The following is a 14,415-nucleotide window of genomic DNA, read 5'->3' on the forward strand; positions in this document are numbered from 1 at the left end:
CCAGATGCCAACGGACCCAACGACGGAACGGTAGGCGCGGCAAGCCTTGCACGTGGGCACGACTTGAAGATCGCTGGTATTGATCATTCAGGCTTCAGATCCGCAGCCCGCGGTCGGACGAGCCGTGGTGGCAAGAGGACACGCGGGCGAAGCTGGACGGTCGACCTTGATGGGAGGATCGTCCTTCGCGCATGTACTACCGGGCAGGTATGGGCACAGAAGCCCTGAGACGACGACCACCGAGACGCTCGCTACCAGGTTCCGCTCTCTTGCTGGCCGCGGCCCGATCTCTACCAGATCACCGGGGGCCGGTACAGGCCGTAGATGTTCGCGTCGTCCTTGAACGGCAGGTCGTCGACGTTGGCTGCGAGCGAAAGGCTCGGCACCCGGCGGAACAGGGTGTCGAAGACGATCTGCAGTTCCGTCCGGGCCAGGTTCTGGCCGAGGCACTGGTGCGACCCGAAGCCGAACGCGACGTGGTGACGCGCGCCGCAGTCGATGTCGAACTCGTCGGGGTTGTCGAACGCCCGCGGGTCGCGGTTGGCGGAGTAGCCCAGGCCAGCACGCCTTCGCCCGCCTTGATGAGGTGCCCGCCGACCTCGATGTCTTCGACGCACAGCCGCGCGGTGACGTCGCCGATCGTCAAGTACCGCAGCATCTCCTCGACCGCGTCGAGCGTCTTGCCCGGATCGGCTTTGATAGCCGCGAGCTGCTCCGGATTCCGCAGGAACGCCACGGTCGACACCGAAATCATGCTCGCCGTCGTCTCGTGCCCGGCCCCGAGTAGCAGGAACCCGAGCGCGGCCAGCGAGGGACGCCGATAAGTACCCTCCTCGCGCAGCTTCACAATCTGCCGCCCGAGCAGGTCGTCCGGCGGGTTCTTCTCCTTCTCCGCGATCAGGTGGGCCATGTAGCCCTGCACGGTCTCGGACGCCGCCCACCGGTCCTCCGGGGACGTTCCACAGTTGATCAGCTTCGCGGTGTTCTCCTGGAAGAAGTCGTGGTCGGCATTGGGAACGCCGAGCATCTCGCAGATCACCAGCGACGGCACCGGCAGCGCCAGCGTCTTCACCAGATCGCCCGGCTTCGGGCCAGCCAGCAGCGCGTCGACCTGCTGATCAACGATCTCCTGGATCCGCGGCCGCAGCGACTCCATCCGGCGCACGGTAAACTCGCCGAGCACTGCCCTGCGGGCCGTCCCGTGATCAGGGGCGCCCATGGTGACCATGGTGCGCTCGTCGTCCGGTCGGCGCGCCGCCCCGCCCTTGACCCGTTGCGGGAAGTCAGGGTGCTGCCGGTCGGCGCTGAACCGGCGGTCGTTCAACACCGTCCGGACGTCCTCGTGCCTGCTGACCAGCCATGCCTGCCCGCCTTCGGGCAGCCGAACCCGTGAGACCCGTTCTTCTTCGAGGATCTTCTCATACACCGGCGGCGGCGCGAACGGGCACGTGCGGGCCATGGGGAACTCGTGCTTCCTGGCCGTAGCCATGTCTTTCCTTTCACATTCCCGACAGGGAGTAGAGGCGGGCGAGGGCCGTGCGTGAACGGCCGTTGCCGGGCGGCCCAGCTGTGTTCGGTTCCGCGATGTGGTGGACCCGCGGAGGATCATCCTCCGGTTTTGAATCCAAACTTGTGTCTCGTGTCGGTCCAGGACCCGCAACGAAAAACGACCGACCCGTAAGATCCGCAACTGAAAGAAACCCAGCGAAGTTTCACCGAACTCCTTCAGGCGAATGCTTCCACCGCCTAAATCTGCCGTCTTCATCGGTCCCGCGGCTGCCGCGTTCCCACGGCGAGTGCGGACGGGCGAAGTACACCGGCAGACCGGTGGCCGTGACATCTTTGTGTAGAGCCATTTCCGCTCCGCGGTCCCACGTCAGCGATCGTTTGACCGATGCTGGTGGCTTAACTCCCGCGCGGTGGCGGCGATTCTCACGAGTGCGGCACCCCCCGAGCAACGCCAGCCAGCCGGAACAGCTGTGCGTTGTGGGGCCGGGATGTTCGCCTGCGACTGGGGCCGTTCGGTCTCAGCCGTGTCGCGCGGCATTAGCGAACTGTCTGTCTTGGTCCGGCCCGCACGACTCGTGGCCGCATCGGCGGCCGGCCTCGGCGGCTGGTGCGTCACCGCGGTTGCGGGGCGGATGGTGCGGGCTGGGCGATCGGGTGTGTCAGGATGAACTCGCGGAGCAGGGCGGCCACCGGGTGCTTGCCTTCCAGCGTGACGCCGTGCCGGACGTGGGGGATGATGTGGAACAGGGCTCCGGGAATTCTCTCGGCTATCGCCCTTCCGCGTTCGGGGGTGGCGCCCGGGGTCGTCCTCGCCGTAGATCAGCAGGGTCGGCGCGGTGATCTCGGAGAGGCGGCTGGTCACGTCGAAACCGCGGATCGCGGCTAGTCGGCGGGCGTCTTCCTCCGGGGGGGCGGTGCACCAGGACCGCGAGGGGTCTCGGTGACCAGGTCGGCGGCCGCCTGTCCTTGCTCGGACAGCACGAAGTCGAGCATCTTGGCGGTGCGCTGGTCCGGGGGAAGTGCGGTGAGGTCGCCGGCCGCCGATCCGGCGCTCAACCTGACCTGGGCGACGGCCGCACCCAGGGTGAGTGTCTGCACGACTCCGGGGTCGCTGATCGCGAGCTGGAGTGCGATGGCGCCGCCGAACGAGGTGCCGAACACGTGAGCGCGTTCGTAGCCGAGTCCACGGATGAGGGCCGCGCAGTCAGCGGCGAGGTCCGCGATGCCGTAGGGCGCCGGGGGGCGGACTCACCGGTGTCGCGTTGGTCGTAGGCGATGGCCCGGATCCCGGCACCGAGCAGTGGAGCGAACGCCTCGTACTGGGTCCGGCCGCTCTCGCCGCCGTGGATGAGGACCATCGGCTCGCCGGAACCGGTGTCGGAGTAGGCGATGCTGACGTCGCCGGCGACCACGTGACGAGTCATGCCCGGTCCTGCCGTTCCGCGGTTCGCCGGTCGAGCAGACGTCCCCGGTCGTTGGTGACGCCCGGCAGCGGAACGGGACTCTGCGACGGCTGTCCGACCAGTTCAACGATGTAGTGCGTCATCGCGTGGTCCTCGAGGTTGCGGACGCGGTGCGGCGGGAGCGGGCCGCCGCGACCCACGGTCCTGAACATCACGAAACCCGGTGCTGCTTCCTGCGACAGCGACCACTCGGGGTCACCGAATTCCTGCGCCTGCGCTCGCCCGGCGTTCGGCCAGAGCGCGAAATAATCGTGGTGGTGCTGGTGGAAGTCGAACATCCCGCCCGGCTCCAGGGGCATCGACCAGACCCGGACCCAGTCGTTCTCGAAGACGAGCGTGTCACCCGGATTCGGGGGAAGTCGCTGTCCGTCATGGCTTCTCCTTAGGATCGACGGCGTGTGCAACGGCCTGGGTGCCTTCATACGCGAACACCCCCAGCCTTGCAGCGACCAGTTGCTTAAGGTGTCGCCGGACCGGTGCCCGGGCTCGCGGTGGCCCTGATTCCCGCCAGTACGACGTCGGCGATCCGCCCCGCTTCGGCGCGACCGAAGGCCAAGTCACCCCGGCTGTGCTGGAGGTGCACTGGTCCGGAAACCAGCTGGGCGAAGAAGAGGGGGTCGACCGGAGGCAGTTCGCCCCGCTCGGCGGCCCGTGCGAGCGGACGCGGACCATCTCCAGGCGACGGTCGAACACGCCGCGAACCGTCCGGCCGACCTCCTCGTGTCTGCGGCCCTATACGGCGTGCAGCAGGGCGCGGCCGACGGGAGTCTCCAGTTCACCCGCCAGGGTCAGCAGGAACTCCACGAGGTCGGCGCGCAGGTCGACGGTGTCGGCGAACGGGACCTGCCGGTCGGCGTGTCGGCTCAGCGCCTCGATGACGAGTTCGTCCCGCTCGGGCCAGTTGCGGTAGATGCTCGTCTTGTGCACCCCCGCCCGATCGGCCACTTCTTCGTACCTGAACCCCGAGACACCGTCGCGCGCGATCAGTTCGACTGTCGCGGCGAGTATCCGGGCTCGCACACGGGCGGTCCGCCCGCCTGGGCGCCTGGCATGGGTCATCGATCCCTCTTTGCTGTCGCCCTCCCGGTATCCCGTCTTCGGCTATGTTAGCTTAAAGCTACAAGATGTCGCTTCAAGCCTCGGGAAGGCGCGAATCCGGCCCAGCCTAAGGCGGTCAGCGCGACCGCACGGGGCCATCTCCGTGGTTTCGCCAGCGGCACTACCAGGCAAGCCATACCAGGGCCCACGGGTCGTCGATCCTGCGAACGACCGGCCAGTCCCAACAAGAAAGTAGGACCACCATGCACATCCTCATCTCCGGCGCCGGTGTGGCCGGGCTCTCGGCCGCGGTCACCCTCGGAGCGCGAGGCCACCGGGTGGAGCTCGTGGAACGCTCTTCGCACCTGCGGGTGAACGGGTCGCCGATCGACGTCCGCGGCGACGCGATCGCCATCACCGGCGCAATGGGGCTACTGGAACAGATTCGCAGCCGACGGCTGCGGATGTCGGAGCAGGCGGTCTTCGTCGACTCCGCCGGCGGCGTCGTCGCGGCGCTGCCGGTGGCGGAGACCAGCGACTCCGACGACGATATCGAGATCGCGCGTGAGGACCTCGCGACCGTGCTCGCCGGGGCATTGCCCGCGGACGCCACCCTGGTGTTCCAGGATTCCGTGGCCACCCTCACCGACGACGGAACCGGGGTCGACGTTCGCTTCGTTTCCGGCCGCGCCGAGCGGTTCGACCTGGTGGTCGGCGCCGACGGCCTCCACGGCGCGGTGCGGCGGCTGACCTTCGGGCTCGAAGCGGACTTCGTCAAGCACCTCGGTGTGTACGCCGCGATTGCCGATCTCCCCGCGGAGGCCGGCAAGGGCGGACCGAATGCCTACAACTTCCCCGGTCACATGGCCGGCATCATGCGCTACCGGGACCGCGCGCTCGCGGTGTTCCTGTTCCGCTCCGGCCCGATCGACTACGACTACCACGATCTGGACGCGCAGAAGAAGATCCTCACCGACGCGTTCGCGGGACACGACGAGTGGCGGATCCCCGAGCTCATTGCGGCGGCGCAGGCAGATCCCGAGTTGTACTTCGACTCGTCGGCCCAGATCCAGCTACCCACCTGGCATCGTGGTCGCGTAGTGCTCGTCGGCGACGCCGCACACGCCGCCTCCGGGCTCTCTGGCCGCGACACCTCGCGCTGCTTGGCGCCTCGTTTCTCGCCCAGGAACTCGACGAGAAGGACCTCGCCGCCGGTTTCCGGCGCTACGAAGCCCGCCAGTGCCCCTACGTGCACACTGCGCAAGCCAGCGTCGTCGGTGGCGCGGAACTGGTCGTGCCCGCCAGCCGGGAGGACATCGAGGCGCGTAATACCCCGCTTCGCGTGGACACCAACTGACGTTTCGCGAGACTGAGCCGGAGGACGCCGAAGTCCGCGGCCAGCCGAGTTCCTCGACGCGAGTGGGTGCTTGTCCGGTGTGCCCTCCCTGCGATCGCCCAAGCTGTGGGGCATCGAGCTGAACAACGTCGCACACTGCGGTCCGTCAGCCGCCGCGTGATCACGTCGGTGCCAGCAATCTGAGCGGCGCCTCCCGCGCTCCGCCGAAGTATGACTACACTGATGAGTGTAGTTACATCGGTCGGTGTAGTCCGGTGGAGAGGATGTTCGCGCGGCCGCAAGGGGCATGAGGATGCCGCCCCGCGCCAGCCGCTGCGGCCTTGCGAGCTCGAGAGCAAGGGAAGAACACATGACAGAGATCGCCGAATTCGAGGACCGGACATTCCCGTTCGTGCGGGAATGCCCGTTCTCGCCACCGAAGGAGTACAAGGAGTTCCGTGAGGCGTCGATCGCGAAGGTGAAGGTGCCCCACGGCGGCTACGCGTGGGCCATCTCGCGGTATGAGGACGTGCGGACCGTGCTGTCCGACCACCGGTTCAGTTCGGACCGGTCCCACCCGACCTACCCGAACCGAGCTCCGGATAACCCTCCGCCGGCAGCCGGCCCCGGCTTCGCGAAGCCACTGATCGCGATGGACGGGCCGGAGCACGCGGCCGCGCGCCGCGCGGTGCTCAGCGAGTTCACCGTCCGCCGGCTCGGGGGCCTGCGTCCGCGCATCCAGGAAATCGTGGACGAGCGGATCGATGCCATGCTCGCCGCGCCGGGCCCGGTCGACCTGGTGGCCGGGCTCTCCCTGCCGGTGCCGTCGCTGGTGATCAGCGAACTGCTGGGCGTGCCGTATGCCGATCACGACTTCTTCCAGCTTCGCGCCGCACAGATGCTGAACCGGGCGCTGCCTGGTGAGCAACGCGGGCGCGCGAACGCCGAGATCGTTTCGTACCTGCACGAGCTTGTCACGGAAAAGGAGGTGTCCCCCTCGGAGGAGGACCTGCTCGGGAGGCAGATCCGCAAGGCTCGTGCGGAAGGCGTGTACTCCCACGCCGCCATGGTCAGCCTGGCGTTCCTGTTGCTGATCGCCGGGCATGAGACCACGGCGAACATGATCTCGCTCAGCACTGTCGCGCTGCTGCGCGAACCGGGAGTGCTGGCGAAGATCAAGGACGATCCCGGCCGGACGCCGTCCGCGGTCGAGGAGCTGCTGCGCTACTTCAGCATCGTCGACCAGGGCACCGCCCGAGTCGCCCTCGCCGATGTCGAAATCGGTGGCGTCACGATCAGGAAGGGCGACGGCGTGCTCGCCCTCGGCTATGCGGCCAACAGCGACCCGGAGGCTTTCGACGACCCGGGCGACCTCGATATCGACCGCGGCACGCGCCGGCAATGTGGCGTTCGGCTACGGGCCGCACCAGTGCCTCGGGCAGAACCTCGCCCGGATGGAACTGCAGATCGTCATCGACACCCTGTTCCGCCGGATCCCGGGTCTCGAACTCGCGGTGCAGGAAGAGGAGCTGCGGTTTAAGGACGACGCCCTCATCTTCGGGCTGTACGAGCTGCCCGTCCACTGTCGGGAAAGGAAAGCGTCATGAAGATTAACGTCGACCGTGGCAGGTGCCTCGGCCTGGGCGTCTGCGAGTCCCTGGCCCCGGACGTGTTCGAAGTGAACGATGCCGGAGAGCTGGTGCTCAAGGCCAGCACCCTCCCGGAGGACCGGCTGTCCGACATGGACGCCGCGGTAGAGGGCGGCCCGGACGAGGCGTTGCGCATCGAGCGCTGAGCGGAAAGGCACAATCTGATGCGCACGAACAATCTTGTCGTGGTGGGAGCATCGCTCACGGGCCTGCGGAGCGTGGAAGTGGCACGCAAAGCCAGGTTCGAGGGCGCCATCACGCTCGTCGGTGCCGAAGCACACCCGCCCTGCGACCGTCCACCGTTGTCGAAGGCGTTTCTGGACAGGTCGGCGTCGGGTTCGGTCCCCGTGCCGCCCACCTTGCGGACGGAATCCGCGCTGCGTGACGAACTCGGCGTACGGCTCGTGCTCGGGAGCCCCGCGACCGCTCTCGACACGAAGGCACGAGAAATCGTCGTCGGTGACCGGCCTCTGCCGTATGACGCGATGGTCATCGCGACCGGTGCTCGGTCACGGACCTTGCCGGGGACCGAACACCTGGCCGGTGTCCTCACCCTGCGAACTCTCGAAGATGCGACCCCCCATACGCGAGGCGCTGGAACGCGGAGCGCGGACGGTGGTGATCGGAGCGGGCTTCATCGGCTCCGAAGTCGCTTCGGCCGCACGGAAACGTGGCCTCGACGTGACGGTGATCGACGCCACGCCCACACCGCTGGTACGGGCGGTTGGCGAGGCGATGGGCGCTCTCTGCGCTTCGCTGCACCGGCGCAACGGAACGGACCTCCGGTGCGGCACCGCCGTCAAAGCGATCGAGGGCCCCGGCCGCGTCGAGCAGGTGGTGCTGACCGACGGCACGGTTCTGCCCGCCGACCTGGTGGTGGTCGGCATCGGAGCCGATCCCTCGGTCGACTGGCTCGACGGCTCGGGCCTGCGGCTAGAGGACGGCGTCGTATGTGACGAATACCTGCACACGGGGATGGACGGGATCTACGCGGGCGGTGACGTCGCACAACGCGCTGTACCCGCGATCAGCCAAGACCTACGAGACCGTGCCGTACTTCTGGTCAGACTGGTACGACAGCCGGATCCAGTTCGCGGGAGTGCCCCAGGCTGACGAACTGCGGATGGTCGACGGTGACTTGGAGCGGGACGGATGGTGCGAGGCTCTCTACCGGGACGGGGATCGGCTCGTCGGGGCCCTCACCATCAACAGCCAGTCGGTCGTCATGAAGTACCGGCGGCAGATCGTGCAAGGCACGTCATGGCGCGACGCGCTGTAGTTCGCCGCCCATCACCGCCTGACCGCACTGGCCTGATCCCTCCAGCTCGACGGTCGGCCGGTCAAGGCGCGAATGCTGTTTCGCGCGGCCCGTGCCGCGCCGGTGATCAGCGTTCCAGTAGCGCTGCCATGGACAAAAGGCCCGCGACAGCGGGATGACCGTCCCAGCGGCAACGAAGGCAGCTCCGGTGATCGGGCGCCGCACGTGACGGACCTGGAGGGCGCACAGTTCCGCGGCGGCCTGTCCGACCTCCGGCGCGGCAGGCACCGCTCGCTGTTCGTGCGAGACCACGCCGCACCGATCATGTTCGACAACGCCAAACCCGATCAGGAGAGCACCGTGGGAGAGACCAGTATCACCCCAACAACATCTAGCCGGACGCGGCACGCGGGATGGAGCAGACTGCTCGTAGGCCGGACGGCCATCCTGCTGCTGGTGAACATCATGGTGGACACCGTGATCACGGCACCGATCATCGTACTGCCCAAGATGCTCGACCATTTCGGAACCGACGAACCGGCGTGGCTCAACTCCAGCGCGATGCTGGCGGGCGCGATAGGGTCACCGTTGCTCGGCAGGATCGCCGACCGGCACGGCAAACGCCGGATCCTGGTGCTGACCCTGGTCATCGCGGCGGTGGGAGCCCTCGTGTGCCTGCTCGCGCCCACCCTGTGGGTGTTCGTCGCCGGGCGGATGATTCAGGGCGCGGCCGTGGCATCGCTGTTCCTCACGGTCGGCATCGTCAAGGACATCTGCGAGCCGAGGCTCGGGATGGTCGTCACCGGTGTCGTGACGACCGGCAACGCGGTCTTCGGTATCGGTACCACGTTCCTGTTCGACTACCTCGGCGACGCGTACGGCTACCAGCTGGTGTTCGTCGTGGCCGGCTGCCTGGCCGTCGTCACGGCGGTCCTGGTGCGCTTCCTGCTGCCGGAGTCCTCGCAGCTGACCCCGAGCCGGATCGATGTCCGAGGGGCGTTGCTGCTCGGCGGTGGCCTGGCCCTGACGGTCGCCTACCTCAGTTTCGGGTCGGAGTACGGCTGGGGCAGCGCGCTGCCGCTCCTGCTGGCCGGTCTCGCGGCGCTCGGTGTCTGGTACGTGCTGTCGCGGCGGATTCCCGAGCCGGTGGTCGACCTCCACGACCGCGGTCGCCCGCTTATCCTGACGCTGCTGGTGGTCGTACTTGGAACCGGGGCGTACCAGAGCATGCTGCAGCTGTTCAGCCTGCTCAGTGACGTGTCGCCGGACCAGGGACTCGGCTACGGGCTCGCGGGCGGCGGTGGTGCGGCAATCGGCCTGCTGCTCGGCCTACCGTCGCTGGGGATCGTGCTCGGTGGCACGCTTTCGGGAGCGATCTCGGCCCGGACCGGGCCCGCTCCGACGATGGCCGCCGGGGTGGCACTCGGGACGGTGGCGACCCTCGGGTTGTTCGCCGGGGTGGACTCGCTGCCGATCGCGGTCGTCTGTTCCTTCCTGCTGAGCCTCACCGCCGGGACACTGGTGACGTCGGGCTTCAACATGGCGGGCGTCCTGGCGCCTCCGGAACGCCAGGCCACCGTATCCAGCCAGGTCATGGTCATGGTCGCGATCGGCTCGGTGTTCCTGAACTTCGTCGGTGCGGCCGTGCTCAAGTCCCACCAAGTGATCGTCGACGGAGCTTCGCTCAACTCGGCCAGGGGCGTGTTCACCTACATCGGAATCGGGCTGGCCGCGTTCGTGCTCGCCGGGGTACTGGCCGTACTGCTGGTGCGCGCCCAGCGAGTACCGGCGGACGGACGCCGCAGTGTTCAGCGTCGGTAGGCGCGGAGAAAGGCATCGACTCCATCCGCGATGATCGCCGGGATCTCCGCCTGCGCGGCTGGTTCCGTCGGGTCTTCCCGGAGCGCTTCCAGCGCCAGGAGAACCGTCAGGGCGGTGAAGTGCTTCGCTGCACGCCGCGGGTCGGGAACCCGCAGTTCGCCGGCAGCCGCGAGTAGCGCGAAGCGCTCTTCCAACAAGCGCTCGGGTCGCTCGTGCACGGCCTCGGGCAACCGCGGCGCCGAAGGGCCCTGCGAGGTCAGCCTCCGGTGTGCCACATAGCTCGAAGACGGAAAAGCCTCGGTGACCACGCGCATCGCGAAGGCCGTGAGTGCGTCGCCCAGGTCGCGGTCCTCGGTGAGTTCTTGGTCGACAGCGTCGCGCACGGTTGCCGTGACACTCTCGTGTACCCGGGCCAGGACGCTTCCGTACAGCGTCCGCTTGTCTCCGAAGTGGTCGTAGACGGTGCGTTTGGACACCTGCGCCCGCGCGGCGATGGCGTCGACGCTGGTGAGCTCGTAGCCGTCCGTGACGAAGAGCCATTCGGCGGCATCAAGGATGGCTGCCCGCTTGCTCTCGGTTCGCCGCCGCCGGCCAGGGGTCTGAGCTGTCGTTTTCGTCGTCGCCATCTTCTCATCATATTCTAAGGCGGGAAAAACTCTACTGTGTAGTGTGGTTTTTACTGGAAGGGAGAAGACATGGCTGAGACAACTACGGTGCCGAGAGGTGGCGCTGGTATTCGAGCGCGCGGTCTGACCAAGCGGTACGGGAGCAAGGTCGTGGTCGACGACCTGTCGTTCACCGCGGAGCCGGGCGCCATCACCGGGTTTCTCGGGCCGAACGGAGCCGGCAAGAGTACGACGATGCGGATGCTCCTGGGCCTGACCGAACCCACCGCGGGCACGATCACCATTGGCGGTTACCGGATCGCCGAGCTCGACGATCCGTCGCGCATCGTCGGCGCGCTCCTGGACGCACGTGCTGTTCATCCGCAGCGCACCGCGTTCGACCACCTCCTCGCGTTCGCCCAGGCCGCGGGCCTCGGCCGGCAACGGGTCGAGGAGGTGCTGGACCTCGTGGGGCTGGCCGATGCGGCCAAGCGTAGGGCGGGTGAGTTCTCGCTGGGGATGAACCAGCGTCTCGGCATCGCGACGGCCTTGCTCGGTGACCCGGATGTCCTGGTTTTCGACGAGCCGCTCAACGGTCTGGACCCCGAGGGTGTCCGGTGGGCACGCACCCTGCTGCGAAATCTGGCGGCGGAGGGTCGCACGATCCTCTTTTCCAGTCATCTGATGTCCGAAATGGAGCTGACCGCGGACAACCTCGTCGTGATCGGCCAGGGCAGGCTCGTCGCCGAATCGACGCTCGAGCACTTCGTCCTCGCGCACACGACGCGGACCGTCACGGTTTCCTCGCCGGCCCTCGACGACCTCGGGCGTGCGCTGAACCGGGCGGGTATCGCGTTCGAGCGGGGCGGGAGCGGGAACCTGCTGGTCACCGGCACCGATCCGGCCCTCGTCGGCAAGATCGCCGCGGCCGAGGGCATCGCGCTCGACGAGCTCACCCGGGTACGCGAGTCCCTGGAGGACGTGTTTCTCCGGCTCACCCACGACGTCACCGAGTACGAAAGCCGCGCGGCATGAAGACAATCACTTCGGACCGGGGGAGATCCAGCATCCCAGGAGGCATGAACATGATCCGCTCCGAATGGACCAAGCTCCGGAGTGTCCGCACCACGTGGATCATCGCGTTCAGCACCATCGCCTCGGGTGTCGCGCTCAGCGTGCTCGGCATATCCGACATGCTCGGTGGCTCGCCGTCGGAGGTGCCCGCCGACTGGGATCCGACCGCGGGGAGTCTGAAGGGGTTTCTGTTCGCGCAGCTCCTCATCGGAATGCTCGGAGTATTCAGCATCACGCCCGAATACAGCAGCGGGCTGATCGGCACCAGCGTCGCCATGGTGCCGAAGCGATCCCGCCTTCTCGCCGCGAAGACAGTCGTCGTGGCGGCGGTCGCGCTGGTCACCAGTCTGCTCACCACGTTCGTCAGCTTCGGTGTAGTCCAACTGATGCTGCACGGTTCGGGTCTGCCCGCCGCCGGGCTCGGTGATCCGGGGGTGCTGGGCGCACTGGGGGCGGCCACGCTATACCTGACGGAGGTCGCACTCGTCGGGGTAGCCGTCGGGGTGCTGACGCGATCGAGTACCGGCAGCCTCGCCGTGCTCGTCGGTGCCCTCCTCCTCGTGCCCGCCCTTGCGCCGGGCATTCCCGGAGCCATCGGTGAGGGGTTCGGGCGGTTGTGGCCTTTCACGGCGGGGCAGGCCGCGTACGCGGTGGTCCCGGTCGAGGGCGCGGTCACGCCAGGACTCGGGATCCTGATCTTGCTCGTGGCGACGGCAGCCGTCAGTGCCGCCAGTCACTGGGTGATCCGCATCCGGGATGTGTGACCGCCGTGCGTGTCGCGGCCCTGGTCCCTGGTTGCCGTCCGCCCCACAGCCGTCAGCGAAGGTTCCCCGCGGATGGCCAGGACCACAGCTTCGGGCGTGGACCGCACCAGGTAGGGGCGGTCTTGTGTTCCAGCTCATAGTCGAGCACGCACGGGCTTGGTGGACGTCGGCTCGGACGTGGCTTGCCGACCACGCCGCGGATCGGCGGATCGGCGGAACGGCATCGAGCAGTCGGATCGGCTGGGTGTCGGCGTCGCCGTGGACACCGGTCAGTCTCTGGGCGCCGACTCAGTGAGTTGTCGTTCAAGGGCGTTGGCGTGGGGGAGGGGTTCGGTGTCGTCGTTTGGAATTCGGGCTGTGTCCTGCGGGAGCGGGGTGCTTCGGGCTCGGCAGTGGTCGTGCGCGGGAGTGTGCCTTCGCGACGCCACTTTCGGAGGATGCGGCGGCCGTAGTTGTGGGTTCCGGCGACACGGTCCAGTTCGGCTCCGGTGGGTGTTCGGCCATGGGCATTTTCGTGTTGGTAGTGGCTCCACATCAGCTGTTCGGCGGTCGGCTTCGGTAAGCAATTTTCCTGCTCTGACGTGGTCGTCGGAAGAGGAGCGATCGAGGGCGGTGTCGCGGGAGCGGTCGTCTCGGGTTCGGCGGGAGGTCGCTCAGCGGGTATTAGCTCCGGAGCGGCGGGCTCGGTGCGGTGGCGTTTGAGTGCGCGGTTGAGGAGTTCGACGGCCAGCAGTAGAGCAAGGGGAGGGCAAGCAGCGACGGCGACGCCGAGCGGGCTGGTCACCGGCGCTGAGCCGATGTTCGCGCAGAGCGACAGCGAGATGCCGAAGAGAAAGGCGGCCCAGGCTGCCCACCGGCTGGAGCTGTCGCGGTTCGGTTTCCAGAGTTCGACGGTCGCGGTGGTGAGGAGGCCGTCGACGATGAGCGGCCAGATGGAGGCGGTAGTCGTGTCGGCGCCGAAGCGGAGCGCGAACTGGCGTCCGTGGACATAGGAGGCGTAGGCGGCGCCGAGGGCGACCAGCGCGGTACAGGCGCACTGGATCCGGAGGGAGAGGGCGCTCACTTGGCGCCTCCCGAACGGCGGCGGCCGCGTGGCAGCGCCACGGTCGCGGAAATCTGCAGGTCAGAGCCCTTGTTAGCCTGGGTGGAACCTGCTCGTACCTCGTCGGGGGTACGTACGGCTATCACGCAAAAAGCGTCGATCATTACGATCGGCGCTTTTTGCTATTTCAGTAGCCGACATGGCGTCTGTGATCCTTTTCTCCTGCTTCCGCTCTCGCCGAGACCGTTTCAACTGCTCGGGGAGCTGCGCCACCTCGAAGAGCGTCCGAAGCAGGGGCTTGCGGAGACCTGGCCAAGTTGGCCCGCAAGGAGGAAAACGGCGTCCAGCAGGCCCAGGTCCGTGGGTGGTGCTGGAGTCTCGATGTCTTTGCGTGCAGCTGAGCCGCCTCGGCTTGAACAGTGTTCTTGATTGCCGCCAGCTCGTTGTGGTTTTCCCTCAGCGGCTTCGCGAAGGGGTGTCGTCGTCACAGACGTTCTCGGTCTTCCACGCGTGCCTGTGCGGCGGTGTGTCGTCCACAGTGGCCAGGTCGGCTTCCGGAATGGACGTACGGTCAGGCTCGAAGATTCGAACGGCACGGCGAACCCGACCTGGTCTCCCGCCGCGTGGCCACCATCGAGGGCAAGGCCCTCATCGACGTCGCCACGCGCCGCCGCCAAGCGCTCCAGGCCGGGCAGGCCGAGATACCGCCGGGGTCGCCGGTTCGAGAGGCCCGTGACGCGGGGCTGCCGCGGCCGAGCGCGATGTTCGCGAGGCTGGCAGCGGTGGTCCTATGTGGACAGACGAAACCCGGCGGCATGCCGACGCGGTCATCTGGGGCACGCGGCGGTCGCCGGAA

General features: G+C 67.6%; 11 protein-coding genes and 5 pseudogenes. 9 read left to right on the top strand and 7 right to left on the bottom strand.

Going from position 1 to position 14,415, the window contains the following annotated elements; all coding sequences use genetic code 11:
- Positions 1-290: 290 nt before the first annotated feature.
- From BLW75_RS35105 to BLW75_RS43245, 5 genes and pseudogenes are all read right to left on the bottom strand, one after another.
- Positions 291-1,489 (bottom strand): annotated as a pseudogene (locus tag BLW75_RS35105) (cytochrome P450).
- Between the two features lie 286 nt (positions 1,490-1,775).
- Positions 1,776-1,901 (bottom strand): annotated as a pseudogene (locus BLW75_RS44270) (IS30 family transposase); the annotation flags it as partial.
- Positions 1,902-2,391: 490 nt separating this feature from the next.
- Positions 2,392-2,733: an alpha/beta fold hydrolase gene (locus tag BLW75_RS43780; protein ID WP_338400014.1), complete on the bottom strand. Its 342-nt coding sequence runs from the start codon at positions 2,731-2,733 to the stop codon at positions 2,392-2,394.
- 196 nt (positions 2,734-2,929) lie between these two features.
- Positions 2,930-3,394, bottom strand: coding sequence for a hypothetical protein (locus tag BLW75_RS35115; protein WP_241784088.1), 465 nt, complete (start codon positions 3,392-3,394; stop codon positions 2,930-2,932).
- Positions 3,395-3,704: 310 nt separating this feature from the next.
- A complete protein-coding gene (locus BLW75_RS43245; RefSeq protein ID WP_198935847.1) occupies positions 3,705-4,031 on the bottom strand; it encodes a TetR/AcrR family transcriptional regulator in 327 nt (108 codons plus the stop codon).
- Between the two features lie 242 nt (positions 4,032-4,273).
- On the opposite strand from BLW75_RS43245, the gene BLW75_RS35125 reads away from it, so the two are divergent.
- The 7 genes and pseudogenes from BLW75_RS35125 to BLW75_RS35145 all read left to right on the top strand — a co-directional run bounded on the left by BLW75_RS35125 (position 4,274) and on the right by BLW75_RS35145 (position 10,074).
- Positions 4,274-5,383 (top strand): FAD-dependent monooxygenase, encoded by a 1,110-nt coding sequence (locus tag BLW75_RS35125; RefSeq protein ID WP_241784090.1) that lies wholly within the window; start codon positions 4,274-4,276, stop codon positions 5,381-5,383.
- Positions 5,384-5,716: 333 nt separating this feature from the next.
- Positions 5,717-6,953 (top strand): annotated as a pseudogene (locus tag BLW75_RS35130) (cytochrome P450).
- The gene (locus tag BLW75_RS35135) at positions 6,950-7,141 is read left to right on the top strand and encodes a ferredoxin (RefSeq protein ID WP_034323196.1); all 192 of its coding nucleotides are present in this window, start codon (positions 6,950-6,952) and stop codon (positions 7,139-7,141) included. The pseudogene BLW75_RS35130 and the gene BLW75_RS35135 overlap by 4 nt, the downstream one beginning before the upstream one ends.
- 18 nt (positions 7,142-7,159) lie before the next feature.
- Positions 7,160-7,513 (top strand): annotated as a pseudogene (locus BLW75_RS44090) (FAD-dependent oxidoreductase); the annotation flags it as partial.
- Positions 7,514-7,565: 52 nt separating this feature from the next.
- Positions 7,566-8,108 (top strand): FAD-dependent oxidoreductase, encoded by a 543-nt coding sequence (locus tag BLW75_RS44095; RefSeq protein ID WP_338400010.1) that lies wholly within the window; start codon positions 7,566-7,568, stop codon positions 8,106-8,108.
- Positions 8,095-8,274, top strand: a complete 180-nt coding sequence (locus BLW75_RS44100; RefSeq protein WP_338400011.1) for a hypothetical protein — start codon at positions 8,095-8,097, stop codon at positions 8,272-8,274. Before BLW75_RS44095 ends, BLW75_RS44100 begins: the two co-directional genes overlap by 14 nt.
- Before the next feature lie 204 nt (positions 8,275-8,478).
- Positions 8,479-10,074 carry an MFS transporter gene (locus BLW75_RS35145; protein ID WP_241784092.1) on the top strand — a complete coding sequence of 532 codons (1,596 nt, stop codon included), beginning with the start codon at positions 8,479-8,481 and terminating at the stop codon, positions 10,072-10,074.
- Here the strand turns inward: BLW75_RS35145 and BLW75_RS35150 are convergent.
- Complete coding sequence (locus BLW75_RS35150) at positions 10,062-10,700, bottom strand: TetR/AcrR family transcriptional regulator (protein ID WP_034323199.1); 639 nt, start codon at positions 10,698-10,700, stop codon at positions 10,062-10,064. The two genes, BLW75_RS35145 and BLW75_RS35150, sit on opposite strands and share 13 nt — an antisense overlap.
- A gap of 69 nt (positions 10,701-10,769) precedes the next feature.
- Here BLW75_RS35150 and BLW75_RS35155 point away from each other — a divergent pair, with 69 nt between their 5' ends.
- Entirely contained in the window at positions 10,770-11,714 is a 945-nt protein-coding gene (locus BLW75_RS35155) for an ABC transporter ATP-binding protein (RefSeq protein ID WP_091599060.1), read from the top strand.
- 50 nt (positions 11,715-11,764) lie between these two features.
- Complete coding sequence (locus BLW75_RS35160; protein ID WP_158005435.1) at positions 11,765-12,517, top strand: ABC transporter permease; 753 nt, start codon at positions 11,765-11,767, stop codon at positions 12,515-12,517.
- Positions 12,518-12,923: 406 nt separating this feature from the next.
- On the opposite strand, the pseudogene BLW75_RS44275 reads toward BLW75_RS35160, so the two are convergent.
- Positions 12,924-13,580 (bottom strand): annotated as a pseudogene (locus tag BLW75_RS44275) (DUF2637 domain-containing protein); the annotation flags it as partial.
- Between the last annotated feature and the right edge of the window lie 835 nt (positions 13,581-14,415).

Origin of the sequence: Amycolatopsis lurida (assembly GCF_900105055.1) — a bacterium.
In the GTDB taxonomy this organism is placed as follows: Bacteria; Actinomycetota; Actinomycetes; order Mycobacteriales; family Pseudonocardiaceae; genus Amycolatopsis; species Amycolatopsis lurida.